Origin of the sequence: Arthrobacter sp. fls2-241-R2A-172 (genome assembly GCF_030208885.1) — a bacterium.
Taxonomy (GTDB): Bacteria; Actinomycetota; Actinomycetes; order Actinomycetales; family Micrococcaceae; genus Arthrobacter.
The window spans coordinates 314253-340098 of sequence record NZ_JARVTB010000003.1; the positions used below are offsets into that span (position 1 = coordinate 314253).

20 protein-coding genes and 1 riboswitch are annotated in these 25846 nt (G+C 63.8%); of the genes, 8 read left to right on the forward strand and 12 right to left on the reverse strand.

Going from position 1 to position 25846, the window contains the following annotated elements; all coding sequences use genetic code 11:
- The first annotated feature begins 144 nt into the window (after positions 1-144).
- Positions 145-2364, forward strand: coding sequence for an NADP-dependent isocitrate dehydrogenase (locus tag QRM57_RS06995; protein WP_284986072.1), 2220 nt, complete (start codon positions 145-147; stop codon positions 2362-2364).
- Between the two features lie 74 nt (positions 2365-2438).
- On the opposite strand, the gene QRM57_RS07000 is transcribed toward QRM57_RS06995, so the two are convergent.
- Positions 2439-3548 (reverse strand): FAD-dependent oxidoreductase, encoded by a 1110-nt coding sequence (locus QRM57_RS07000; protein ID WP_284986073.1) that lies wholly within the window; start codon positions 3546-3548, stop codon positions 2439-2441.
- Positions 3549-3773: 225 nt separating this feature from the next.
- On the opposite strand from QRM57_RS07000, the gene QRM57_RS07005 reads away from it, so the two are divergent.
- Positions 3774-4211, forward strand: a complete 438-nt coding sequence (locus tag QRM57_RS07005; RefSeq protein WP_284986074.1) for a DoxX family protein — start codon at positions 3774-3776, stop codon at positions 4209-4211.
- Positions 4212-4315: 104 nt separating this feature from the next.
- Here the strand turns inward: QRM57_RS07005 and QRM57_RS07010 are convergent, their stop codons facing one another.
- The gene (locus tag QRM57_RS07010) at positions 4316-5386 is read right to left on the reverse strand and encodes a Gfo/Idh/MocA family protein (protein ID WP_284986075.1); all 1071 of its coding nucleotides are present in this window, start codon (positions 5384-5386) and stop codon (positions 4316-4318) included.
- A 535-nt stretch (positions 5387-5921) separates the two neighbouring features.
- Between QRM57_RS07010 and QRM57_RS07015 the strand changes: the two genes are divergently transcribed.
- From QRM57_RS07015 to QRM57_RS07025, 3 genes are read left to right on the forward strand one after another with little or no spacing between them, the layout of a single operon-like run.
- A complete protein-coding gene (locus tag QRM57_RS07015) occupies positions 5922-7004 on the forward strand; it encodes an efflux RND transporter periplasmic adaptor subunit (RefSeq protein ID WP_284986076.1) in 1083 nt (360 codons plus the stop codon).
- 5 nt (positions 7005-7009) lie between these two features.
- Positions 7010-7732, forward strand: a complete 723-nt coding sequence (locus QRM57_RS07020; protein WP_257368762.1) for an ABC transporter ATP-binding protein — start codon at positions 7010-7012, stop codon at positions 7730-7732.
- The gene (locus QRM57_RS07025) at positions 7729-8910 is read left to right on the forward strand and encodes an ABC transporter permease (RefSeq protein WP_284986077.1); all 1182 of its coding nucleotides are present in this window, start codon (positions 7729-7731) and stop codon (positions 8908-8910) included. The genes QRM57_RS07020 and QRM57_RS07025 overlap by 4 nt, the downstream gene beginning before the upstream one ends.
- On the opposite strand, the gene QRM57_RS07030 is transcribed toward QRM57_RS07025, so the two are convergent.
- The 6 genes from QRM57_RS07030 to QRM57_RS07055 all read right to left on the reverse strand — a co-directional run bounded on the left by QRM57_RS07030 (position 8888) and on the right by QRM57_RS07055 (position 16591).
- Positions 8888-9580, reverse strand: coding sequence for an ABC transporter ATP-binding protein (locus QRM57_RS07030; RefSeq protein ID WP_284986078.1), 693 nt, complete (start codon positions 9578-9580; stop codon positions 8888-8890). The genes QRM57_RS07025 and QRM57_RS07030 overlap by 23 nt on opposite strands.
- Positions 9581-9582: 2 nt before the next feature.
- Positions 9583-11055 carry an ABC transporter permease gene (locus QRM57_RS07035; protein WP_284986079.1) on the reverse strand — a complete coding sequence of 491 codons (1473 nt, stop codon included), beginning with the start codon at positions 11053-11055 and terminating at the stop codon, positions 9583-9585.
- A gap of 193 nt (positions 11056-11248) precedes the next feature.
- Positions 11249-12346: a substrate-binding domain-containing protein gene (locus QRM57_RS07040; protein WP_257368758.1), complete on the reverse strand. Its 1098-nt coding sequence runs from the start codon at positions 12344-12346 to the stop codon at positions 11249-11251.
- Positions 12347-12399: 53 nt separating this feature from the next.
- A complete protein-coding gene (gene mmsB, locus QRM57_RS07045; RefSeq protein WP_284986080.1) occupies positions 12400-13668 on the reverse strand; it encodes a multiple monosaccharide ABC transporter permease in 1269 nt (422 codons plus the stop codon).
- Between the two features lie 45 nt (positions 13669-13713).
- A complete protein-coding gene (gene mmsA / locus QRM57_RS07050; protein WP_284986081.1) occupies positions 13714-15270 on the reverse strand; it encodes a multiple monosaccharide ABC transporter ATP-binding protein in 1557 nt (518 codons plus the stop codon).
- A gap of 130 nt (positions 15271-15400) precedes the next feature.
- Positions 15401-16591 carry an ROK family transcriptional regulator gene (locus tag QRM57_RS07055; protein ID WP_235519187.1) on the reverse strand — a complete coding sequence of 397 codons (1191 nt, stop codon included), beginning with the start codon at positions 16589-16591 and terminating at the stop codon, positions 15401-15403.
- A gap of 329 nt (positions 16592-16920) precedes the next feature.
- On the opposite strand from QRM57_RS07055, the gene QRM57_RS07060 reads away from it, so the two are divergent.
- Positions 16921-17763 carry a carbon-nitrogen hydrolase family protein gene (locus QRM57_RS07060; RefSeq protein WP_284986083.1) on the forward strand — a complete coding sequence of 281 codons (843 nt, stop codon included), beginning with the start codon at positions 16921-16923 and terminating at the stop codon, positions 17761-17763.
- Between the two features lie 248 nt (positions 17764-18011).
- On the opposite strand, the gene QRM57_RS07065 is transcribed toward QRM57_RS07060, so the two are convergent.
- Together QRM57_RS07065 and alr are read right to left on the reverse strand one after the other, a co-directional pair.
- Positions 18012-19619 (reverse strand): PucR family transcriptional regulator, encoded by a 1608-nt coding sequence (locus QRM57_RS07065; protein ID WP_284986084.1) that lies wholly within the window; start codon positions 19617-19619, stop codon positions 18012-18014.
- Positions 19609-20841 carry an alanine racemase gene (gene alr, locus QRM57_RS07070; protein WP_284986085.1) on the reverse strand — a complete coding sequence of 411 codons (1233 nt, stop codon included), beginning with the start codon at positions 20839-20841 and terminating at the stop codon, positions 19609-19611. Before alr ends, QRM57_RS07065 begins: the two co-directional genes overlap by 11 nt.
- Before the next feature lie 194 nt (positions 20842-21035).
- Here alr and QRM57_RS07075 point away from each other — a divergent pair, with 194 nt between their 5' ends.
- Together QRM57_RS07075 and QRM57_RS07080 are read left to right on the forward strand one after the other, a co-directional pair.
- On the forward strand, positions 21036-22466 hold the full coding sequence (locus QRM57_RS07075; RefSeq protein ID WP_257369018.1) for an amino acid permease: 1431 nt from the start codon (positions 21036-21038) through the stop codon (positions 22464-22466).
- Entirely contained in the window at positions 22463-24160 is a 1698-nt protein-coding gene (locus QRM57_RS07080) for a flavin monoamine oxidase family protein (protein ID WP_257368749.1), read from the forward strand. Before QRM57_RS07075 ends, QRM57_RS07080 begins: the two co-directional genes overlap by 4 nt.
- Positions 24161-24231: 71 nt before the next feature.
- Here the strand turns inward: QRM57_RS07080 and QRM57_RS07085 are convergent, their stop codons facing one another.
- Both QRM57_RS07085 and purU read right to left on the reverse strand, forming a co-directional pair.
- Positions 24232-24753 carry a gamma carbonic anhydrase family protein gene (locus QRM57_RS07085; RefSeq protein WP_257368748.1) on the reverse strand — a complete coding sequence of 174 codons (522 nt, stop codon included), beginning with the start codon at positions 24751-24753 and terminating at the stop codon, positions 24232-24234.
- A gap of 30 nt (positions 24754-24783) precedes the next feature.
- Complete coding sequence (purU, locus tag QRM57_RS07090; RefSeq protein ID WP_257368747.1) at positions 24784-25635, reverse strand: formyltetrahydrofolate deformylase; 852 nt, start codon at positions 25633-25635, stop codon at positions 24784-24786.
- A gap of 35 nt (positions 25636-25670) precedes the next feature.
- Positions 25671-25756: riboswitch (ZMP/ZTP riboswitch) on the forward strand.
- The last annotated feature ends 90 nt before the right edge of the window (positions 25757-25846 follow it).

The window sequence follows — 25846 nt, forward strand, 5'->3', positions numbered from 1 at the left end:
GCGGGCAGGTCACCGCCCGGCATAAATCGTTTTCCCGGCCGGTAACCAAAGGAGTGATCCCGGACACGAAGAGCCGCCAAAACGGCCTACTCGGGTAAGTTAGGAGATGTTGAAATCTGCAGACTTTCAGGGAGAACCCCGCCAATGGCCAAGATTATCTATACCCACACAGACGAAGCGCCGATGCTGGCAACCTACTCATTCCTGCCGATTGTGGAAGCGTATGCCTCGACCGCAGGTGTAGAGGTGGAGACCCGCGACATTTCGCTGGCCGGCCGCATCATCGCCGTCTTCGGTGATTTCCTGACCGAGGAGCAGCGCACGGGCAACGCCCTGGCTGAACTTGGCGAACTGGCAAAGCAGCCGGAAGCCAACATCATCAAGCTGCCCAACATCAGCGCCTCCGTGCCGCAGCTCAAGGCTGCCATCGCCGAGCTCCAGGCCCAGGGCTACGCCCTCCCGGACTACCCGGACAACCCCTCCTCGGACACCGAGACGGACATCCGCTCGCGCTACGACAAGATCAAGGGCTCCGCCGTGAACCCGGTACTGCGCGAAGGCAACTCCGACCGCCGCGCACCCCTGTCGGTGAAGAACTACGCCCGCCAGAACCCGCACTCCATGGGTGCCTGGAGCGCAGATTCCAAGACCAACGTTGCCACCATGGGCGAGAATGACTTCCGCTCCAACGAGAAGTCCGTGGTCCTGGACAAGGATGACTCCCTCACCATCCAGCTCGTCCGCGAAGACGGCTCCGTCAAGGTCCTGAAGAAGGGCTTCCCGGTCCTGGCCGGCGAAATCGTTGACGGCACAGTCCTCCGCGCAGCAGCCTTGGACGAATTCCTCAAAGCACAGGTTGCCCGCGCCAAGGAAGAGGGCATCCTCTTCTCCGCGCACCTGAAGGCCACCATGATGAAGGTCTCGGACCCCATCATCTTCGGCCACGTGGTCAAGGCCTACTTCTCCGAGCTGTTCGAGACCTACGGCAAGCAGCTCGCCGCAGCTGGCATCAGCCCCAACAACGGCCTGGCCGCTATCCTCAACGGTCTCGAAGACCTTCCGGAAGACGTCCGCGAAGGCGTCAAGGCTGCCATCACCAAGGGCCTCGAAGACGGTCCGGCGCTGGCCATGGTGGATTCCGACAAGGGCATCACGAGCCTCCACGTCCCTTCCGACATCATCGTGGACGCTTCCATGCCCGCCATGATCCGCCAGTCGGGCCACATGTGGGGCCCGGACGGCAAGGAAGCCGACACGCTGGCCGTCCTCCCGGACAGCTCCTACGCCGGTGTCTACCAGGTTGTCCTGGACGACTGCCGCGCCAACGGTGCGTTTGATCCCACCACCATGGGCACCGTTCCCAACGTGGGCCTCATGGCGCAGGCTGCCGAAGAATACGGTAGCCACGACAAGACCTTCGAAATCGAGGTTCCGGGCACGGTCCAGCTGGTCAACAGCGCCGGCAAGGTCCTGATCGAGCACGAAGTTGCCCCGGGCGACATCTGGCGCGCCTGCCAGACCAAGGACATCCCGGTCCGCGACTGGGTCAAGCTGGCCGTCACCCGTGCCCGCGCGTCCCAGACTCCGGCCGTGTTCTGGCTGGACAAGACCCGCGCGCACGACGCCAACCTTATCGCCAAGGTGAACGAGTACCTCAAGGAACACGACACCGAAGGCCTGCAGATCGAGATCCTCTCCCCGGTCGAGGCCACGGCCTTCACCCTGGAGCGCATCCGTAAGGGCGAGGACACCATCTCCGTTACGGGCAACGTCCTCCGCGACTACCTCACGGACCTGTTCCCCATCCTCGAGCTCGGTACCAGTGCCAAGATGCTCTCCATCGTTCCGCTGATCAACGGTGGCGGCCTGTTCGAGACCGGTGCCGGTGGCTCCGCTCCGAAGCACGTCCAGCAGTTGGTCAAGGAAAACCACCTTCGTTGGGACAGCCTGGGTGAGTTCCTTGCCCTGGCCGTGAGCTTCGAGCACCTTGCCACCACCACGGACAACGCCCGCGCACAGGTCCTGGCTGACACGCTGGACCGCGCAACGGGTACGTTCCTGCTGGAAAACAAGTCCCCGCGCCGCAGCGTCGGCGAGCTGGACAACCGCGGCAGCCACTACTACCTGGCCACGTACTGGGCCCAGGAACTGGCCAAGCAGACCGAAGACGCAGAGCTGGCCAAGGACTTCGCAGCAATCGCTGAAGCCCTGACCTCCAACGAGGACACCATCGTTGGCGAGCTCGCCGCAGTGCAGGGTCACGGCGTCGACCTGGGCGGTTACTACCGTCCGGACGCTGCCAAGGCCGCTGAGATCATGCGCCCGTCGGCGACGTTCAACAAGGTTCTCTCGACCTTGGGCTAAGCCAAGCGAAAAGACCCCGCAAGCGTCAAGCTTGCGGGGTCTTTTTTGCGTTCGTGCCCCGGTTGGAGGTCGGCTTAGCGGTCGGCGTGGAACCTGGCGGGTGCGGTGCCGCCGTCGACGATGTCCTTCAGCACCCGGCCAATGGCCGGCGTGAACTTGAAACCGTGACCCGAGAAACCGGCGCCCACCACCAGCGGCCCGAAACTGTCCAGCACGAAGTCTTCGGTGGGGGTGGTGGTGTAGGTGCAGCTGATGGGAACCGCAGTGGAGGGGTCGACGCCGGGAAGCCACTCTTCTGCGTACCGCACCAAGGCTTCGAGCTGCTGGGGGATGGGTTCGAACGTGCGCTCATCGGGGTCCATAACGGGGCCAACGCCATGCCAGCCCGCTTTGACGCCTTCGCCCGGTGTGAGCATGCCGTACACGGGGCTGAACCAGTATTCGTAGAGCTCGTTGTTGGGGTCCGGGTCCGGGCTGTGGTTGAAGCTGGGCCACACCAGGGTGTTGTCCGTAGGGGTGAAATGGGCAGGTTGCTCCTGCGTGACCACCAGGGACGGAAGCTTGGCGAGGCCGTTCAGGACCTTGGGGGTCCACGCCCCGGCCGTGACCACCACCCGTTTGGCTCTGTACTCGGTTTCCTCGGTCACCACGACCACAGATTCCGCGCCGTCCACGCTGATGTCCCGGACCGGCGTCGAGTACTTGAAAATGGATCCCCGGGCCTCGGCACTGTTCCGGAGCGCCACCAGGGCATCTGCTGAGCGGATCCGTCCGGAACCTGGCACGAACAGGACGTCGGTGGCGAAGTTCATGCCCTGCCAGCGATTGGCGGCGTCGTCCGCGGAAATGAAGTAGCTCTCGATGCCGCGTTCCTGGTGGGCTTCGCGGACCTTTTCCAGCTTGGGGATGTTGCCGTGGTTCGCCAGCCCCACCAGGTCCAGCAGGGGTGCGCCGTGCTCTGCGGCGAGTTCGTCCCAGAGGGTCTTGGACTCAGCCAGGAGGTCCAGGTAGTCGGCCTCGGCGTAGGCGGTGTTGAAGTTGCGGGTTGCGCCATGGGATGCGCCGATGTGGTGGCCGGCCTCGAACCGTTCCAGGAGGACCACTGAGCGTCCGGACCGGGAGAGTTGCCACGCGGCAGCCGATCCCATGGCTCCTCCGCCAACAACTACAACATCAACTTCCATGCCTGCTCCATCCACAATGTCCGCGCCGTAAAACAACCCCAACCAGGGCCACCTCCCATTCTGCCCCCACTCACCCAACTGAGTAGCAGCAGACGTCGCAATGAGGGCTCATTGGAGCGTTTGCTGATACTCAGTTGGGTCGAGGACCGCGGGATGTCAGGGGAGGGGAGCGGCGCGCGACTGTTCTGGTTGGCGCCTGGGCCGAGGACATGGAAGATTGGGACCGTGAAATTCCTTCACCCCTCTCCCCAGTCATCCTCCCGCGGCGTCACCATCCTGCGCGTGGTGTTTGGTGCGCTCATGGTGGTCCACGGCCTCCAGAAGCTCATGGCCGGACACGCAGCTTTCGCCGCCTCCGTGGCCGCCATGGGTGTCCAGAAGCCCGAGCTCATCGCCTGGTTGGTCATCGCCGGCGAACTCGGCCTTGGCACGCTGCTGGTCCTGGGTGCGCTGACCCGGGTGGCCGGGTTCCTCGCAGCGATCCTTTTCGCGTCGATCTGGTTCGTGACGGAGGCGGGCAAACCGCTGCTGACCGACGCGTCCGGCGTGACGGCAGAACTCCTGATCGTCTATTTCGCGATCTCGGTAGCGTTCGTGTTCCTGGGCCCCGGAGCACTGTCATTGGACCGCAAACTGGCGCGCCAGCCGGCTCGGGGTCGTTAGCCCACCTGGGTTAAATCACGACGTCGGCACTCGTCGAGGGGCGACGTCTCGGCGCTTGAACCCACGCCAAAGCCCCGAGAGCTAACCCCTCACGACGGCGGCACTCACCGTGCGTCGTTCGGGTACCGGATACCCAGCTGTGAGCGCACTCCATCAAACAATCGCATCACGTTGACCGAGTCTTCCAAGGGCATCACGGGACTTTCGGTGAGGCCTTGCTGGACGCATCGCGTCACTTCGCGGAGTTCGTACGTGTAGCCGATGCCCACCACGTCGAAGTGCTCGTGCCGGGGCTCGTCCCAGCCAACCCGGATGAGCAGTTCGCGGGGGTTGTTCACCGACCCGACCGTTTGCAGGAAGCCCAACCCGCCGGCAACCGTGGCAGTCCGGGGCCCGTGCGCCATCAAGGACGACGTCAGCTGGGCCTGCGCACCGTCGGCGTACCCGAGTGTCAGTGCGTTCTGGGTGTCCACGCCGTCCTCGTTCAACGATCCGATGGCAGTTACAGACTGTGGGAAGCCAAGGGTTCCCAGCGCCCAGAGCAAGGGATAGACGGTGATGTCCAGGAGCGCCCCGCCGCCATCGTTCAAAGCCCAGATCCGGGCGGCGGGATCATAGGGCGCCGGGAAACCCAGATCTGCGCTGACCCACTGGATGTTCCCAAGCTCACCGGAACCGGCGATCTCGAACGCGCGCTGCATGCTGGGCAGGAAGCGGCTCCACACGGCCTCCATGAAGAACACCTTGTTTTCCTTGGCCAGCTTCACCAGTTCCGACGCTTCGCGGGCGTTGATGGTCAGGGCCTTCTCGCAGAGGACGGGTTTGCCGGCCTGCAGTGCCGCGGAGGCGATCTGGAAGTGCTGGGCATGCGGAGTGCCGATGTACACCACGTCCACCGCGGGGTCGGCGAACATCCGCTGGTAGCCGGGAACACCGCCGTCGTCCCCGTAACCCTTGGCGAAGCCGAGTGCACTGGCGAAAGCATCCGCTGCCTCTTGGGTCCGTGAACTTACGGCGTAGAGTTCCGCGTCTTCCAGCATCGCCAGGTCCTGGGACACGCTGTTGGCGATGTTGCCGGTGGACACCACACCCCACCGCAACGGCCGTCCGGTCGCTGCCCGGGGATCCTGGTTGGTTTGCTCGAACAGCCACGGCCTGGCGATGGGGAGGGTCATGAGTGCCATCCTCTCATTTGGCACAAGTCATTTGGCACAAGTCATTCGGCGCAAGTCATTCGGCGCAAGGGTTGGCGGTCAAGCCGCTGCGGTGCGCACCCTTTCGCGCCGCTCGCTCCCGGAACCTCTGGTGCGCCGGGCGGGAACGGGTGCGGCCGCCGGGAACGTGGGGTGCGCCCGGCGGCAACGGGTGCGCTGTGCGCGATGCAGTCAGGGCTGGGGCTTGGAGTGTGAGGGTCTCGAGCGTGGTTGGTGCCGCACCCTTTTGCCCCGCTCGCACCCGGAACCTCTGGTGCGCCGGGCGGCAATGGGTGCGCCCGCGTGGAATGTGGGGTGCGCCGGGCGGCAACGGGTGCGCACACCGGGAGCGTGGGGTGCGCCGGGCGGGAACGGGTGCGCCCGCAGGGAACAGGCGGCGACACGGTAAGCCTTCTGTCAAGTCACACGAATGCCCGGAGCCGTGGATTTCCTCGCCTAGGCTTAGGCCATCATCCCTCGCAGAGGTTCTGTGGGGAGTTACCGAAATGGAGCAGGGATGGGTATTTTTCGGCGCGTCATTTTGCCGGTTGCCTGGTTGGCCATATTCGCCGTTATCGCGGTGGCCTTGGTCAAGATCGCTTTTGTCGATGGCATGGAGTCAGCGGCATCGGAGCCGGCACCGCTGGCCCACGTGGACATTCCGGTGGTCCCGGCCACCCGGGCCACGGTCACCAACACCGTCCAGATCAAGGGCACCGTCCAGAGCGACGCAGCCGCCATCGTCCGCAGCACCTCGGCCGGAAAAGTTATCAAGGTCTTCGTTGATCAGGGTGCCACCGTTGCCAAGGGTGACGCGCTGTTCCAGGTCAAGGCCGAGCGCGCCGTCACCGGCGCACCTTCCAAGGACGGGACCCCGCCGAAGCCTGTCTACGACTACTTCGACATCCTTGCCCCCAGCGCAGGAAGCCTGCAGTCACTCTCCACACTCGTTGACCAGCAAGTGACCGTTGGTGAGCCCGTGGGCAAGATCGATCCCGGAACCTACACTGTGGCGGGTTCAGTTACCGCCGCCCAGCAGTACCGGCTGCTCGGCAAGCCCGGTCCGGCAGAAATCGCCCTGGTGGGCGGCCCGGCGCCGTTCCAGTGCACCGAAGTGACGCTCAAGAACAACGCGTCCGACGACGGCGGCAGCGGCTCCGGCGGTTCTGTCGCCAGCGGTGGAGGTGCTGGAATGGGCGTGGGCATGGCTGTTGCCGGCCCGGGGGCGCCGAGCCAACCGGAAGAAGGCGGCAGCCCCACAGGAACGTTGAGCTGCCCCGTCCCGTCGGGCCAGCAGGTCTTCCCTGGTTTGGGAGCCACCATGACGGTCAGTGCGGGCGTCGCACCGGATGTGGTGACCGTTCCGTTGACGTCGGTGAAAGGAAGCGTGAAGGACGGGATCGTCTGGATCGCAGGGCCGGGTGGGGCAGCGGCCGCACCCGAGCAGCGCACGGTCCAATTGGGCCTTAATGATGGCTCCGTGGTGGAAGTGACGTCTGGCCTGGCCGAGGGCGAGCAGGTCCTTGAATTCGTACCCGGCGCGCCGGCTGTCCCAGGGCCCATGGGTCCTGGACAGGTTGCCGTCGCCCCGGCGGGTTAGCGGCAATGGAGCAACCCAAGGAAACACTCGTCAGCCTCCGCTCGGTCACCCGGTCCGTCACCTTGCCGGACGAACAACAACTTCACATCCTCAAAGGCATCGACCTGGAGGTCCACAGCGGAGACCACACTGCGATTGTGGGCCGTTCAGGGTGCGGCAAATCCACCCTGCTCAACCTTTTGGGCCTGTTGGACGTTCCGACGTCGGGGGAGCTGGAGTTTCTGGGCCAGCCCGCTGACAGGCTGGGCAACAACGCCCGCGCCCGCCTCCGCGGATCCACCGTGGGCTTCGTCTTCCAGCAATTCAACCTGTTACCGGGACGCAGCGCGTTGGACAACGTGATCACCCCGCTGTTTTACGCCAAAGGCCGGGAGTTCTGGCGTCGAAGGGAACTGGCCATGGATATGTTGGAGCGGGTGGGCCTCGCGGCGCGGGCCAACACCATGCCCAATATGCTCTCCGGCGGTGAGCAGCAGCGCGTTGCCATCGCGCGGGCCTTGGTCCGCCGGCCCCGGCTCATCCTTGCCGACGAGCCGACAGGCGCCCTGGACGTTGAGACCGGCCAGTCGGTCATGGCGCTGCTGGATACTGTCGCCACGGAAACCGCCGCGGCCCTGGTCACCATTACCCACGACACCAACGTGGCAGCGCTGGCCCGGGCTTGTTTCCGCCTGGATGCCGGGGTCCTCAGCCCGCTCGCGCCCGCCGACACGGGGGTGTCCGCATGACGGGCGTGATCTCCACGTTGGTGGAAGCCTGGCAGGAACTCCGGATCAACAAGGTGAGAATTCTGTTGGCGCTCATGGGCGTTGCCCTGTCCGTGGCTGCCCTGACCTCCGTAGTGGGCGTGGGAAACCTGGCCCGCGAAGGCTACAAAGTGCAGTCGGAGCGCAACGGGGGACGTGTTGCCACGCTGGCCCTCAGCGTCAACGGCCCCACCCCTCCGGACCCGGAGAAGATCGAGAAGGTGTACCAAGGGATCCAGCAGCGCTACGGCATCAGTACCTCCACCCACATGGGCCAGACCCAGGCGGGTTTCCAGTTTCCCCGCGGAGTGACCCCGGTGAGCATGACCATCGTGGACATCGGATACGGCACCATCCACCGCGTACCGCTTCTGCAGGGAAGCTGGTTCGCTGCCGACGACGGCCAAAGGCTGGCCCCCGCCGTCGTGGTTTCCGAAGCGTTCTACAACCAAGCGGGCAGGCCCAACCTGACAACCCACCCCACAGTCACCATTACAGGTGACCAGCCGGCAACGGCCGTGATCATCGGCGTGGTGCGGGACGTTTTTCCGGACATGCCTCCGGCTGCGTTCATCCTCACCGAGGGTGCGGCCGTGACGGGGATGAAACCGCAAATGTCGGAGTTCAAACTGTGGGTGGGCGAGGAGCAGGCTGATGTCCTCATGGCCGCGATCACCGCAGACCTGCAAGGACAATTCCCCGGCTACTACGCCCAAGCCAATCGTGTCGACTACGCGGCCTGGGGCGACCCGCTTGCTCCCGTGCAGTTGGTGGTCGGCGGAGTTGCCGGGCTGGTGCTGCTGCTTGGGGCGGTCGGCATGCTGAACATCTCCATGGTCACCGTGCGCTACCGGGTGCGGGAAATCGGCATCCGGCGCAGCTTCGGAGCGACATCGGGCCGCATCTTCGTTGGCGTCATGATGGAGTCCGTGGTGGCCACCGCGGTGGCGGGCATCGCCGGAGTGATGCTCGCCGTCGCGGTGGTCAAACACCCCTGGATCGAATCTAAGGTGGCTCCGGGACTCACTGAATATCCGGCCTTCCCCGTCGACGCGGCCCTTCTGGGCTTCGGTGCCGCCGTCCTGGTGGGTGCGCTCGCCGGAGCAATCCCCGCCCTGGTGGCGGTGCGCGTCAAGGTTATCGACGCAATCCGCTTCTGACCTCCTCCGTGAGCCGGCCTTGCTGAAGGCGGAAGCAGCGTTCGGTTTTCTGGGCCAGGCTGCGGTCGTGGGTGACCACCAGGATGGTGGTGTTGTGGTCGCGGCTCAGCGAGCTGAGCAGCTCGATGATGTGCTCACCGGTCTGCTCGTCCAGGTTTCCGGTGGGCTCATCAGCGAGGATCAGCTTGGGTTCGTTGGCCAGCGCACGGGCTATGGCCACCCGCTGCTGCTCGCCGCCCGAGAGCCGGTTGGTCCTGCGCGCGTGCTTTTCCGGATCCAGTTGAACCTGCTCCAAGAGCTCTTTGGCCCGCTGCAAACGGGCCGACTTGCGGACACCGGCGAACTCCATGGGCAGCATCACGTTGTCCACGGCGCTGAGGTTGGGGATCAGGTTGAACTGCTGGAACACGAAGCCGATGTCCCGGCGCCGGTATTCGGTCAGTTTGCCGTCCGGCAGGCCCGCCAGGCTGACGCCATCCACGACGACGTCTCCCGAAGTGGGCTTGTCCAGCGCGCCGAGGAGGGACAACAGCGTGCTTTTGCCGCTGCCGCTCTTGCCGACGATGGATGCGAGCGAACCCTTCCCGAGTTCAAAGCTGACGCCGTTGACCGGCTTGATGGTCCGGTCGCCGGACTTGAACTGACGGACCAAATCCTTGACTACAATCACGGCTATTCTCCTCGGAGTACTTCGATGGGGCGGATACGTGCAGTCAGCAGCGCGGGTACCAGGGCGCCGATGATGGCTACAGCGAACACGGCTGCGATGCCTGCAGCGAGGACGCTGGGGGAGACGCTTGCAGTAACGGACGTCAGCAGTTGGGAAGCGCCGCCAAATGGACCTCCCTGACCACCACCCTGGAAGCCGCCACCACCGGGTAGTGAACCGTTCGGTACGGCCCCGGCCAGGCCGCCACCCCGCTGGGTCCTGGTAGCCGCCGTCGTGGTGGTGTTGGAACTGATCAGCGCCGAAGCGATGCCGCCGCTGGCAAGGGAGGCAATGACGGCACCCACTACGCTGCCGAGGGCCACGAGCACCAGGGACTCCATTACGAATTGCAGGCCGATGGTGCGGTTCGGGGCGCCGATCGCCTTGAGGACGCCGATCTCGCGGCGGCGTTCGCGGACCAACATCACCATGATGAGCAGGATGATGATGCCAGCTGTGGCCAGTGCGGCGATGAAAGCGATCAGTGAGATGTTCTTCACGCTGTTCAGGGAGCTGACGGCTGTTTCGAGGTTGCGCTGGCCCTGCGTGACGTCGGCTTTGTCCGCGCCTAGTGCATTTTGGACGGCGGTCTTGGTGCTGTCCACGTTCTCCATGCTGTTGACCGTGACGATCATGGTGGAGAGTTCATCCGGGGTTGCGGCAAGGGCCTGGGCTTCGGGCAGTGTCACGTAGACGGCGTTGTTGCCGAACGTGGTTCCTGCGTCGAAGATGCCAGCTACCGTGAACGTTTTGTCCTGGACGGTGAAGGTTGAGCCCACGGTGAGGTTGTTCTTCTCGGCAAGCGAGCTGCCCACCAGGGCTTTGGCTTCGGCCGCGGTGTAGTCGCCCAGGCCGGTACCGCTGGTGATGTTCAGTGCCTTACCCGTGCTGTCCACCTCGGCGCCGGTCCCTGTTGCGGTGATGGGCAAGGTGCGTGTCGGCTGGGTGGTGGAACCGGTAGAGCCTGTTGTTCCGGTGGAGCTGTTGCGGTTGCCAAGCGTTCCGGCGTCGACGGCGGCCGTCAGGTTGGTGCTCACCGTCGCCTGCTGCCCGCCCGGACCAAACCCGCCACCCGGGCCGGCCTGCTGGGTAGTGCCGGTGGTCGCACCGGTGCTTCCCGTCGTCGTGCTCGCGGTTTGGAGCCGCAGCGCCTTGGTTCCCACCACGGACGTCACGTTGGCCACCGAGGCCACGGTCTGGGCTTCCGTCGTCGTGAGCGGTTCGCCGCCGCCTTCGAAGCCCTGGCCGCCTGCAGGGTTGACGGTCAGGGTGGTCCCCACGGAGGCGTTCAGCTCCTGGACCTTGGCACCCACGGCCTGGTTGGCCACGAGCATGGCCAAAGCCAAGCCGATGGCTACGGCCAGGACGGCAACAACCGCCGCCGTTCTGATCTTGTTGCGGAAGGCATTGCCTACGCTTCGGGCAAGGACGCTCACGTTTCTCCTCTGGACCTGCAGATTGTCCGGCCCGCTCAGGCGCGGGCCGCAGGTCCAACATTGCTGAGCACTGCTGTGCGGCGCACCAGCCGAAGCTATGCGTGGGCTGTGAAAGCGTGTTGCCAAAGCGTGGGCTGCCAAAGCAAAAGCCCGGCCCGCCTGTTTGGCGGACCGGGCTTGCTGTAAAGAGGTGTTACTTGGTGATCGGGCCCAATACCGGATCGTCAACGTAAGCCGTCTTGACGTTCTCCTTGGTCACGATCTGTGGCGGCAGGAGGAATGCCGGAACGGTCTTGACGCCGTTGTTGTAGGAGTCCTTGTCGTTGATCTCCAGCTGCTTGCCTGCCTGGAGGTCCTTCACCATGGTGATGGCGTGCTCAACGAGCTTGCGGGTGTCCTTGTTGATGGTGGAGTACTGCTCGCCAGCCATGATCGACTTGACGGACTCAACTTCGGAGTCCTGGCCGGTGACAACGGGGAGCGGCTTGCCGGCGGCCTTGACGGACGTCAGCACTGCACGGGCCAGGGTGTCGTTCGGGGACAGGACGCCGTCCAGTGAAGCGGTGCCGTAGCTGCCGGTGAGCAGCGTGTCAGCGCGACGCTGGGCGTTTTCAGCCTTCCAGCCCTGGGTAACAGCCTGCTCGAACGAGGTCTGGCCGGAAACTACCTTCAGGGTGCCGTCGTCCATCTTCGGCTTCAGGACGCTCATGGCGCCGTCGAAGAAGACCTTGGCGTTGGCGTCGTCGGGGGAACCGGCGAAGAGCTCAATGTTGTACGGGCCGGACGGCTTCTTGGCCTTCATGCCGTCCAGCAGGGCCTGGCCCTGGAGGACACCAACCTTGAAGTTGTCGTAGGCCACGTAGTAGTCCACGTTTTCGGTGTTCAGGAGCAGGCGGTCGTAAGCGATGACCGTTGCGCCGGAATCCTTGGCCTGCTTGAGCTGCGTACCCAGCTGGGCGCCGTCGATGGCACCCACAATGATCACCTTGGCACCCTTGGTGACCATGGCACTGATCTGGTTCTGCTGCTCGGACACGCCGCCGTTGGCGAACTGGACGTCGGCCTTGAAGCCGGCGCCGGTGAGGCCGTCGTTGAACAGCTTCTCCGCCAGGACCCAGTTCTCACTGGTCTTCTGCGGAAGTGCGACGCCGATCAGCGAGTCCTTGGGGAACGCTTCCCCGCCAGCTGTGCTGCTGCTTGAGCCGCTGTCAGTGCGGCCGCAGGCCGTCAGCGCCAGTGCCGCGATGGCAGCGACTGCTGCTGCCTTTCCTGCTTTACCAAACATTCGCATATCTTGGTTCACTTTCTGTGTGGGTGGGGTGGAGCGAGTCGTGCGGAAACCGGTCAGGCTTCCTTGGAAATGACCTCTTTGGTGGAGGTGGCTTCTTCGGGCTTGAGCTCGTTGTTGCGCTGGAAGTTCTTCATCAACAGTCCGGTGATGGAGCGCTTGCCCTGGGACTTGTTGTAGACATCGAAGGCCACGGCAGCCAGGAGCACCAGGCCCTTGATGATCTGGGTGAGGTCGGCGCCAACGCCGAGGAGCTGGAGGCCGTTGTTCAGGACAGCCATCACCAGGCCACCGACGATCGAGCCGATAACCGTACCGACACCACCGGTGACGGCAGCGCCACCGATGAAGACTGCGGCGATGGCATCCAGTTCCCAACCGACGCCGTCGAACGGACCCGATGCGGTAGAGCGGGCTACGAAGATCATGCCGGCCAGGCCAGCCAGGATGGACATGTTCATCATGACCATGAAGTTGACCTTCTTGGACTGCACACCGGACAGTTCGGCTGCGTGGCGGTTGCCACCCACCGCGTAGACGTGGCGGCCCAGGACCGTCTTGTCGGCGATGAAGCCGTAGATGAGGACCAGGACAGCCAGGATCAGGCCGGGGATGGGGAAGGAGGTGCCGGGACGGCCGGTGGCGAACAGGTACGTTGCGTAAAGGATGGCGCCACAGATCAGGACCAGCTTGGTGACCTCAACCCAGAGTTCCGGAACTTCGGCGCCAAGGGCCTTGGCGGCGGCGCGGGCACGCAGGGACATGATGATCACGAAGGCGACTGCTACCAGGCCAATAAGCAATGTGAGGTTGTTGAAGCCGGTGTTCGGCCCGATCTCGGGAAGGTACCCGGAGCCGATGAACTGGAATTCCTTGGGAACGGGAATGGTGTTGGACTTGCCCACGAACTGGTTGAAGCCACGGAAGAGCAGCATGCCGGCCAGTGTCACGATGAAGGCAGGTATGCCCACGTAGGCCACCCAGAACCCTTGCCAGGCACCGATCACCGCGCCCAGGAACAGGCCGAAGAGCACCCCGACCCACCAGGGGAATCCCCAGTCCCGCATCGCGAGAGCCACGAAGACGCCCACGAAAGCGGCTACCGAGCCCACAGAAAGATCAATGTGGCCGGCGATGATGACCAGCACCATGCCGATGGCCAGAATCAGGATGTAGGAGTTGCCGTTGAACAGGTTGATCACGTTGCCGGGGGTGAGCGTGCGTCCCTCGGTGAAGATCTGGAAGAAGACGATAAGTGCCACCAGGGCGAAGATCATGCCGAACTGGCGGGTATTGCCACCAAATAGCTTCTTGAGCGCGTTCATTGTTTTGGTCCTTGTGTCAGGAAGGGGTAAGTCTGGGCCAACGGGTCAGGCGGTCTTGCGGGCGGAAGTCATGAGTTTCATGAGGCTTTCCTGGTCTGCTTCGTTCTTGTCCAGGACGCCTGTGATGGCGCCTTCGAAGATGGTGTAGATACGGTCGGACAGGCCCAGGAGCTCAGGAAGCTCCGAGGAAATGACAATCACTCCCTTGCCCTGGTTCGCGAGCCTCTGGATGATGCCGTAAATCTCGTACTTGGCGCCCACGTCGATTCCGCGGGTGGGTTCGTCCAGGATCAGGAGGTCCGGATCGGTGAACATCCACTTGGCCAGCACCACCTTTTGCTGGTTACCACCGGAAAGCTTGGCTACGCCTTCCTCAACCGAGGGGGTCTTGGTGCGCAGTGACTTGCGGTATTCCTCCGCGACGGAGAACTCCTTGCGGGTATCCACCACCGAGTAGTTGCTGATCTTGTCTAGCGCCGCTGCCACAGTGGTGGTCTTGATGTCATCCAACAGGTTCAGGCCCAGGGACTTGCGGTCCTCGGTGACGTAACCGAGTCCGGCGTCGATCGCCTGCTTGACGCTGCGGAGGTTCACCGGCTTGCCGTCCTTATAGACCTGGCCCTTGATGAAGCGGCCGTAGGAGTGGCCGAACAGGGAACGGGCCAGTTCGGTCCGCCCCGCACCCATCAGGCCGGCGAAGCCGACAATCTCGCCGCGCCGTACGTAGAAGTTGGAGCCCTTGCAGACCAGGCGGTCCTGGATCTGCGGGTGGCCCACGGTCCAGTCCTTGACCTCGAAGAAGACTTCGCCGATCTTGGGCTCGTGGTCCGGGAAGCGGGACTCGAGCGTCCTGCCCACCATGCCTTTGATGATGCGGTCTTCGTCCACGCCGTCGCGTTTGACGTTCAAGGTCTCGATCGACTTGCCGTCGCGGATGATGGTGATCTCATCGGCGATCTGTTCGATCTCGTTGAGCTTGTGGGAAATGATGATCGAGGTGACGCCCTTGCCCTTCAGGCCAAGGATCAAGTCGAGCAGGTGCTGTGAGTCGGATTCGTTCAGCGCCGCCGTTGGTTCGTCCAGGATCAGGAGCTTTACCGACTTATTCAGCGCTTTGGCGATTTCCACGAGCTGCTGCTTGCCGACGCCGATTTCCTTGATGGGGGTATCGGGGTCGTCCCGCAGGCCGACGCGGGCCAGCAGTTCCAGGGAACGCTTGCGGGCTTCCGCCCAGTCAATGACGCCCCACTTGGTGGGTTCGTTGCCCAGGAAGATGTTCTCCATGATGGACAGTTCCGGGATCAATGCCAGTTCCTGGTGGATGATCACGATGCCTGCGGCCTCGCTGGCACGGATGTCCTTGAACTGCTGCGTCTCGGCCTGGTACACGATGTCGCCCGTGTAGCTCCCATAAGGGTAAACGCCGGAGAGGACCTTCATGAGGGTGGATTTCCCTGCTCCGTTTTCACCACAGATGGCGTGGATTTCGCCAGCCATCACCCGGAGGCTCACATTGGACAATGCCTTCACGCCCGGGAATTCCTTCGTGATCGAACGCATCTCCAAAAGGATGGGATCACCTTGCGTGTCGAGGGATGTCATCAGCCCTTACGCCTCCAATGCATGACTTCGTTGTCGGCCCCGCAAACGGCGGAGCTGTCTGATGAAAAAGTAAACTGGATCACCCGGCTTGTCGTCAAGACTTGAACGCATCATCCAGCTAACGATTTCGTTACCTGCCAGTAATACCCGCGTGTTGGAACACCAAAGCGGCCGCTCCGAGTGCCTCTGCACGTGCCCCCAGCGAGGACATGGCCAGGTGTGTCGTCTCGCCCACAACGGGCACTGCGTGCCTGACCAGTCCGCGGCGGATAGGGTCCAGCAGCAGGTCACCGAGCCCCGCGAGAGGACCACCCACCACGATCACCTCCGGGTTGATCAGGTTGGATACGTTGCCCAAAGCGCGGCCGACGGCCAGCCCGGCGTCGTCCACCACCCGCTGCGTCGCGGAGTCCCCGGCGAGGCAATTGCGGACAATATCCTGGGGTGTCAGGAGCGACTCTTGCCCACGCCCCAGCAACTCGATCATGGTGGTTGTGGAGGCGATCGTTTCGAGGCAACCCCTGTTCCCGCACCGGCACACCAGTCCATGCTCGTGGATGGTTGCGTGGCCGATCTCCCCGGTGATTCCCACGTTGCCGTAATAGGGAAATCCATTGAGGATCAGGCCCGCGCCGATGCCGGATCCGATCTTGAGGAACATCAGGTTGGAGACGCCGCTGTGCGGTCCCCATGTCACTTCGGACAGCGCGCCCAAGTTCGCGTCGTTATCAACGAATACGGGGCAATTGAGTGCTTCCTCCAGTCGGTGGAGGATGTCGATGCCCACCCATTCAGGCAGGATGGCACCTTGGGCCACGGTGCCTGTCCGCCGGTCGATTGGTCCTGGAATGCCGGCGCCCGCTCCCACCACGGCAGTGCGGTCGATACCGTTTTCGCGGAGGAGTTTTTCCAGCAGTTGGACGGCCGCTTCGATGCCTTCCTCTGCCTGGTGGCCCAGCGGCAATTCGATGTAATCCTCAGCAATGACGTGATAGCCCAGTGACGCCAGGACCACCCGTAGGTGGCGGCGTCCGAAGTCGATTCCGACGGCGACCGCACCGTTGCTGTTCAGCCTCACGTTGGTGGCTCTGCGGCCGGAACTGGTGGTGGGCTCAGTGGAGACGAGGCCGGCATCCTGCATGATTTTGACGATGTTGGACACCGTTGCCGTTGAGAGCCCGGTCTGACGGGAAAGCTCTGCCTGCGTGGATGGCCCGCTCAGCAAGCACTCGATGATGCGCTGTTGATTGAGGTGGCGGAGCGCCGACTGCGAGCCGGGTTTTCGAGGGTGGCTCTTCGTTGAGCGCTGTGTAGCGGGCATGACAAGAAGATTGCCCCACAAGCATCCTTGTAGTCAAGAAGTGAACACAGGGAGTCAACTTTCACCGAGATACTCCAACACAAGAGCAATTGCTATGTACCCCTTGTGAAGCCCTCTAAGCATTGCGGGGCCTGGTTTGCAGGGTTAGTGCGCGCCATACCGTGCAGAGCGGGCCTCACAACGCGACGGGAGCGGGCAATGCGTCCCATTTTGGAAGTGTGCGGGTCCAATTGCCTCAATCATCAGGACGGGTCCCGGCCTAGGCTTGAATCAAGAAACTTCCCGGCCTTGAGATGAGCCTCCGGGATTTAGCGAAAACCTAGGTGGTAATGATGCTGCTATCCGTCCTGCAGGCCAACGCTTCCGTCATGGATGTCGAGGCGAACCTGCGCACTATCGACGACGCCGCGCAGCGAGCCGCCCACGCCGGTGCCGGGCTGCTCCTCACGCCGGAGCTGTTTCCCGTTGGATACGCGCCACTGCGGCTCCATGCTGAACTTGATCCCGCCACGCTGCCAGGCATCCGCGCACGGCTGGTGTCGATTGCGCAGTCCCACGGCATTGGCTTGGTCTACAGCCTTCCTGCCGTAGCGTCGGGCCAGGAAACGCACGACGGCGCAGAGTCGCCTGCAGCTCATGGCGCCTGGAACATCACGGCTACTTTGCTGGACGCAACCGGCTCAGAGGTCCTCAACTACGCCAAGGTCCACCTTTTTGGCCAGGATGAACACAAGGCGTTCGTCGGCGCCCAAGAACCTCCCGCCGTCGTGGATTTCAATGGAATCCGGACGTCGATGCTGATCTGCTACGACGTCGAATTCCCGGAAGCCGTCAGGGCCGCGGCAACCAGGGGTGCCGAGCTTCTGCTCGTGCCCACGGCCCTGTCCGCCGGATTCGAGAACGTCCCGCAGGTCCTCATCCGGGCCCGCGCTTTGGAAAGCCAGCTCAACGTGGCCTACGCCAACCACTCCGGACACGAGGACGTGTACAACTTCCTGGGCGGCAGCGTGGTGGCCGGACCGGACGGCTCGTTGCTTGCCGCCGCGGGGGAGTCCGCGACGCTGCTGTTCGCCGAGGTGGGCACGGAAGCCGTTAAGGCGGCACGGGACGAAGTCCCATACCTGCGCGAACGACGGCCGGACCTTTATGGCAGCTGGGAACGCGGCAACTAACGCTGTCCGCTATCCACCCTCAGTGCAGCCGCGCGGACTAGTAGCCCCCGCCCGTGCCGTCACTCGGGTTAGCGTTCCTGTACGTACCGCCGTCCCGGTAAACCCGGCCACGCTGGGATTGGAACGTCCCCCTGTGGGCGGGTGGCTTGTCCTTCGCCTTCCTGTTTTGGCGGAAGCTTCTCCAAACGACGCCGAGGGCAAGTGCGATCGGCACCGCTATGACAGCCAAGGTTTCCATAGGGTCGAGCCTATTCTGAAGCGGTGGCGCCCGCTGCCAGGAGATCGTCCACGTACTGCAGGGCAAACCACAACTCGGCCCGCACCTGTGCCTGGTTGAGGTCCATCTCCAACAGCTCCCCAAGCACGCCGATTTGGCGACGCACGCTGTTGCGGTGCAGCCCCAGGAGTTTGGCCGAACCGTCCCAGCTGCCATTTTCACTGAGCCAGCCGCGCAGGACGCCCAACAGCGGATCCCTGCGGTCCGGCTCCAGCGACAGCACGGGAGACAACAGCCGTGACGCCAACATGGTTCCCGCATCACGACCCAAGAGACCAGCCACGGTCCACGAAATCTCATCCACGCGGGCACTTACACCGCTTGTCACGACACGGCTCCGCAACGAGCTTGCCCGCTGGTACGCTGCCGTGAGCCCGGTCAGTTCCGTTGGCTCTCCGATCACCAGCCGCCAACCGAGTTTCTCGACATCTGCCAGCAAGGAATCGTCAACGCGCAGCCGGGTGATGGCCGCGAAACCATAGTCGGTAATCTCCACGAGTTTGGTGTCGAACAGCCGCCTCCATTGCAGCAGCTCCCGCACGGGCCCTTCATCCGCCGCGCCGTCCACCCGGACCCCCTGCACAACCCGCATTTGCGCGGATCGCGTGGAGGACAGGCTCTGCGCAAGCAGGTCCTTCAAACCGTTGACATGCTTGGTCCCGCCCGTGGCCAGCGATTCCGGGTGCAGGAGGACCGCTGTGGCCAATTGGCTCGGGGCGAGGGAGCCGCTGGTCCGCTGCCTCACCAGCAGCTCCAGCAACCCCACCGCAGCTTGCACAACGTTGTTCTGCGCAGGGGTCAGGGGCGTGTCCGAGCCGAGGATCAAGGCACCCAGGTTCGCGTCCTTGGTGCTGCGCAGCGGATGCCCGAACACCAGTGCCGACCCCGGCTGTTCGAAGCCGTCCATCTCCACCCGCGGCCCGCTTCCGGACAGCAACCTGCCCAGCATCGGTTCCAGGAGGGAATGTTCGACGCCGGTGCTGCCGCCGGCATTGTGCCCGCGCGCCCGGACCCGTCCGTCCGCGCCCACCAGCACGGCCCACACCGGCACCCGCTGCACGAGTGCGGCGAGCAGTTCGTGTTCGGGCCTGGGGGAGAGGACTGCCCGCATGAGTTGTCGGTTGGTGTCGGCCAGATGGCGGAACACCCGTGCGTTGTCGCTTTCCAGGAGCTGCGAGAACTCCAAGCCGATCGCCGCGAAGGGAACGGATTCGGGCACCTCGAACAGGGTGAGGTTGTGCCTGCGGCAAGCGTCCAGCAGCACGTCAGGAACGCCGTCGAAATAGGGCCTGATCCCGAATCCGAGTGCCGCCACCTTCGCTTCCACCAGCCGCTGCACGTAGGCGTCAACCTTCTCCGCCGAGCCGCCCTCCCCAAGGAAAGGCAGCCCGGCGGTGAGAAGGAACTCGCCCTCAGGCAGGTAGGGCGTGGGGTCCTCAAGCTCACTCGGTTCCACCCATCGCAGCAGCGAGGAGCCGCTGCCGCCGTCGTGAAGCATTTTCAACTCCGGCGGCAGTTGCTCCACGAACTGTTCCAGCGTGACGAAACTCAGGCGGGCGGTGGCGGGCTCAGGCGACATTGCCCGGCCCGGCGGCTGCCGGCTCCTGGTAGTCGGGGCACTGGTAAGCGGCTGTGGCGTAGGCCCGCGGCAGGCGAGGGGCGATCCTGTTGATGATTTCGTCCCCGTGGCTGCCGATTGCGGCGCCCCAATCGTCGGCGCTCGCCGCCCCGCAGGCAGGGTCCCCGAACAGCACAGCTGTATCACCGACGTCGATTCCCGTGGCGTCCGGGCCCAGGTCGACCATGAACTGGTCCATGCAGACCTTGCCGATCACCGGTACGGCGCGGCCTGCGATATTCACCACCGAGCGTCCGCTGATGCCTTTGGGGATGCCGTCCGCGTAGCCGAGCGGGATCAGTCCGAGGTAGCGGGGTTCGTAGGTGATGGCCTGGTGTTCGTAGCTCACGCCGGTGCCGGCCGGGACTTTTTTGACCATCACCAACGGGGCGGTGACGCTGAGTGCGGGTCGCAGCCCGAAGTCTGCCGGGTCCAGGTGATCGGCGGGGGCGAGGCCGTAGATTGCCAGTCCTGCCCGGACCATGTCGAAGTGGAATTCGGGCCGGTCCAGGATGTTGGCGGAGCTGGACACGTGCCGGAGATCGGGGGTGAGTCCGGCTTCCCGGGCCTGACGGACCGCATCTTCGAACTCTGCGACGGCGGTGGCGTTACCGGGGTGCGCGGGGACATCGGCCCAGGCCAGGTGGGTCCAGAGGCCTCGAACCCGCAGGGTCCCGTCGAGTTCGGCCTCCCGCGCCCGGGCTACCAGTTCGGCCCAATCCTCCTTGCGCGCGCCACCGCGGCTAAGGCCGCTGTCCAGCTCCAAATGCGCGACGGCGGGCCGGCCAAGGCGTCCAGCGATGCCTACCAGGACCTCCAGTTGGCCGACGCTTCCAAGCGAAACATCAATGTCGTTTTCGAGGGCTTCAAGAATGGTGGCGCTTGTCTGGGATGCCAGATAGAGCCAGGAAAGGATGGGGACGGTGACTCCTGCTTGCCGTAGCGCGATGGCTTCGGTGAGCTGGGCGGTTCCCAGCCAGTCCGCGCCCGCCGCAACTGCTTCGCGGGCCACTTCCACGAGTCCGTGACCATAGGCATTGCCCTTCACAACGGCCATGAAATACGGCGCTTCGCTGCGCTCTTTCAAGGACCGGACATTGTCTGAAATTGCGGACAGATCCACGGTGACCTGTCCGGAAAGGGCGGCCGGGGCTGCCCCTTGATACTGTGCATTACGTCTCATGGTTGAACACTATAGGTCATTTTGCACCGCGGTGAGAGGTGGCTCACATGCCAGTCTTGTGGAGGGGAAATCGAAACTACTTTGAAGGGACGTCAAGGGTGACCGTGCCTGTGAACACCGAAAACGAAGCGGCGGTGAGCGTGACGAGGCCGAGCCTCGGTGCGCAGCTCCTGCGCCGCAAGCCCATCGGCCAGATGGTCGATGAAGCCGGAGGCGGCGAGGGCGGTACGCCGTTGGTCCGCAGCTTCGGCGTACTCCAGCTGACCATGATCAGTGTTGGTGCCACGCTTGGCACCGGCATCCTGGTGATCCTGGGTGAATCCGTGCCGTTGGCGGGACCGGCCATTTGGATCTCCTTCGTCATCGCCGGCGTGGCCGCGCTCCTCTCAGCTGTTTCGTACGCCGAAATGGCCGGCCTCGTCCCCGTGGCAGGATCCAGCTATTCCTATTCCTACGCCACCATGGGTGAGGGCATGGCCTGGATTTGCGGGTGGTGCCTGGTGCTGGAGTATGCGGTCTCTGTCGCAGCTGTAGCCGTGGGTGCGGGGCAGTACGTCAATGAGACGTTGGCAGCGTTTGGGCAGGTCCTGCCTGATGCCATCAGCCAGCCCCCGGGCGATGGGGGCGTTCTCAACCTCCCCGCGCTGATCATCGTGGTGCTTGCCATGATCCTGCTGGTGCGGGGTGCACGGGAAAGCGCCTGGATCAACACCACAATCGTCATTATCAAGGTGGGTATCCTGATCTTCTTCTGCGCTGTGGCCTTCACTGCCTTCAACGCAGGGAACTTCGAGCCGCTCATGCCCATGGGCGCAGCCGGTGTTTCTGCCGCAGCGTCGAGCGTCTTCTTCTCCTACATCGGCTTTGATGCCGCCTCCACCGCCGGCGAGGAAGCCAAGAACCCCAAACGTGACCTTCCCCGCGCCATCCTGCTCTCCATGGTGATCGTCACCAGCATCTATGTCCTGGTTTCCGTCGCCGCCATCGGAGCCCGTCCCTGGGGTTGGTTCGATGGGACCGAAGCCGCACTCGTTCAGATCCTCCACGAAATCACCGGCCAGCCGTGGATCGCACTGGTCTTCTCGGTGGGTGCCGTCCTGGCGATCGCCAGCATCGTTCTCACCGTCCTCTACGGACAGACTCGCATCATGCTGTCCATGTCCCGCGATGGCATGGTGCCCAAGGTCTTTGGCCGCGTCTCCCGCCGAACCGGCACCCCGGTGGCCGGGACCCTGATCATCGGCTCAGTCGTCGCCCTCACCGCCGGGCTTGTCCCGCTCGGGGCCCTGGCCGACGCCACCAGCATCGGCACGCTCTTCGCTTTCGCCCTGGTCAATGTCGCCGTCATCTACCTCCGGCGCAACCGCCCCGACCTTGAGCGCAGCTTCCGGGTTCCGCTGTACCCCATCACGCCGATACTGGGCACCCTGATGTGCGCGTACTTGATGCTCAACCTCGGCGCCGACACCTGGGTGACATTCGGCGTATGGATGTTGGTGGGCATCGCCATCTACTTCGGCTATGGACGCCGGAACTCCAAGGTAGCCGCGCTCAGTGAGCAGGACTACCGTGAAATGACCACCAGGGCCGTCCGCCCGGAACCTGTGAAAGCAGTCAACCCATGACCATTGCCACCGAACTCCCTCACGTCGATGACGCCGGAGCGCCCGGAGAAGCACCGATCACCATGCTGAATCCGGACTTTCCCTTCAGCTACGACCACTACCTGGCTCACCCTGACGGGCTGGGCTCCGTTCCGGAAGAGCTGTACGGCACCGAAGTGGCCATCATCGGTGCCGGCCTGTCCGGACTGGTCACTGCCTACGAACTGATGAAGCTCGGCCTCAAACCGGTCATCTACGAGGCCGACCAGATCGGTGGCCGTCTCAGGACAGCCAGCTTCCCGTCCGCCCCGGGCGTCACAGCCGACCTTGGCGGCATGCGCTTCCCGGTCTCGGGTAAGGCGTTCTACCACTACGTTGACCTGCTGGGCCTGGACACCAACGACTTCCCCAACCCCATGGCCCCGGCCACGTCCAGCACCGTCATTGAGCTCGCCGGCAAGAAGCACTACGCCACCACCGCTGATGAGCTGCCGGAGTTCTTCCGTGAAGTCGCCGATGCCTGGAAGGCCGCAGTGAACGACGGCGCGGCCTTCGCCGAAATGCAGGAAGCCATCAAGGCCCGCGACACCCGGCGGATCAAGGAGCTGTGGAACGCGCTCCTGCCGGAACTGGACGAGCAGACCTTCTACGGCTTCATCGCTGCCAGTAAGTCCTTCAAGGAAGCCGGCTTCGCCCACCGTGAAGCGTTCGGCCAGGTGGGCTTCGGCACCGGCGGCTGGGACACGGACTTCCCCAACTCCATCCTCGAAATCCTCCGGGTTGTTTACACCGACGCCGACGATCAGCACCGCTCCATTGCGGGAGGAGCGCAAAGGCTTCCCGAGGCACTCTGGAACCACGCGCCGTCGGGCATTAAGCACTGGCCGGAAGGTACCTCGCTTTCGTCCTTGCACTCAGGATCCCCGCGCGGAGCCGTGGACAATATCCGCCGCGCAGAAAACGGCGACCTCCTGGTCCGGGAGAACTGGGGACGCGAAGCGACGTACCAGGCCGTAGTGACCACCTGCCAGTCGTGGCTGTTGTCGACGCGCATCCACACCGAGGAAGCGCTGTTCCCGGCCGAGCTGTGGACGGCGATCGAGCGCTCGCACTACATGCAGTCGTCCAAGACGTTCGTCATGGTGGACCGGCCGTTCTGGAAGGACATCGACCCGGAAACCGGGCGCGAAGTTTTGTCGATGACACTCACCGACCGCCTCAACCGGGCCACGTACCTGCTCGACGACGGCCCGGACAAGCCCGCTGTCATCCTCCTGTCCTACACCTGGAACGACGATGCCCTGAAGTGGCTGGCGCTTAGCGCCGAGGAACGCGTGAAGCTGATGCTGCACTCCTTGGAGCAGATCTACCCGGGCGTGGACATCGCGAGCCACATCGTTGGCCAACCCATCACCGTGTCTTGGGAGGCGGATCCCAACTTCATGGGCGCCTTCAAAGCCAACCTGCCCGGGCACTACCGGTACCAGCAGCGGCTTTTCACGCACTTCAAGCAGGACAAGTTGCCCGAGCACCAGCGCGGCATCTTCCTCGCCGGGGATGACGTGTCCTTCACTGCGGGCTGGGCCGAAGGAGCTGTGACCACCGGCCTCAACGCTGTGTGGGGCGTGGTGAACCACCTCGGCGGTTCGTCCGTTGCCGGCAACCCGGGCCCCGGTGACCTCTTGGATGAGCTCGGTCCGATCAGCCTGGATTAGGTTCTGTTGCGAGGCCCGCTTTACGCGCCAAAACCCTTGGTTGACGCGTAGAGCGGGCCTCGCATTCGCGTTTAAGCCGAGTGCATGTCCCGGTGCGCCGCCGCGAGTTCCTTGTAGTGGGCTGCGTTGTGCTTGACGCCCTCAAACTCGTCGTCCGTCAGTTCCCGCCGGACCTTCGCCGGGACACCCGCCACAAGTGAGCGCGGGGGAATGACCGTGCCCTCCAACACCACGGCACCGGCGGCAATAAGGGATCCGGTACCAATCACGGCGCCGTTCAGGATCGTGGCGCTCATGCCAATCAGGCAGTCGTCCTCCACAGTGCAGCCATGGACCACAGCGCTGTGGCCTACGGAGACGCGCTCGCCCACGGTGCAAGGGAAACCGGGGTCGGCGTGGAGGACTACGTTGTCCTGCAGATTGGAGCCTGCGCCGACCTTGATGGCGGCAGTGTCGGCCCGGACTGAGACGCCGTAGAAGGCGCTGGAGTCCTCGGCCAGCGTGGCTTTGCCAATGATGGACGCAGTGGGTGCCACGAAAGCAGATTCATGGATGTCCGGGGTGTCCCCGGCGAACGTGTAGGAAGGAGCCATGCGCCCAGCTTAGTTGGGCGCGGCGGGCCCTCAGTTGAACACTACGGTCCGGGTGCCATCGAGCAGCACGCGGTGTTCGGCCTGCCACTGCACCGCCTGCACCAGCGTGCGGCCCTCGACGTCCCGGCCCATCTGAACGAACTGCTCCGCTGTACGGGCGTGGTCAACGCGGATGACTTCCTGCTCGATGATCGGGCCCTCATCCAGGTCGGCTGTCACATAGTGGGCCGTGGCGCCAATGATCTTCACACCGCGGGCGTGGGCCTGGTGGTAAGGCTTGGCGCCCTTGAAGGACGGGAGGAAGGAGTGGTGGATGTTGATGGCCCGGCCGTTCAGCTCCTTGCACAGGTCATTGGAGAGGATCTGCATGTAACGGGCCAGGACCGTGAGTTCAACATCGTGTTCGGCGATGAGCTTGAGCAGCGCGGCCTCGGCGTCTGCCTTGGTATCGGCCGTCACGGGAATGTGGTGGAACGGGATGCCGTAGAACTCCGCAAGGGACTCCAGGTCACGGTGGTTGGACACGATGGCCGGGATCTCAATGGGCAACGTTCCGGCGCGCTGTGCGAACAGGAGGTCGTTCAGGCAGTGGGCGTCTTTGGAGCACAGGATCAGGGTGCGCACCTTTTGCCCGACGGGATTGATCTGCCACGTCATCCCGAACGATTCAGCCACCGGCTGCAGCGCGGCTGTCAGTTCCGCCTGCGTGCTCGACGTCGTTGCCTCCACACGCATGAAAAAGTTGCCGGTGCTGGGGCTTCCGTATTGCTGGGAGTCAGCGATGTTGCATCCCGCCTCGAGCAAGGCGCCGGCTACCGCATGAACGATGCCGGGGCGGTCAGGGCAGGACAGTGTTACTACGAAAGCGGTGGATTCAGTCACACGATCAAGCCTACCTGTGCTGCCTTGTTGTACTGTTAATGGGTCGCAACTGGCGTTGGGTGGACTACCACCAGGGAGCGGCAATCATGAAGACCACGGATCGTACGCCTGGGCCGAGGGTCATGTCTTACCGCTGCACGCACGTGACCAATCCCTCTGTAATTTGCGGGACGCGGGAATGCTGCTGCCGGTAGCCTGACCTGTAGCACCA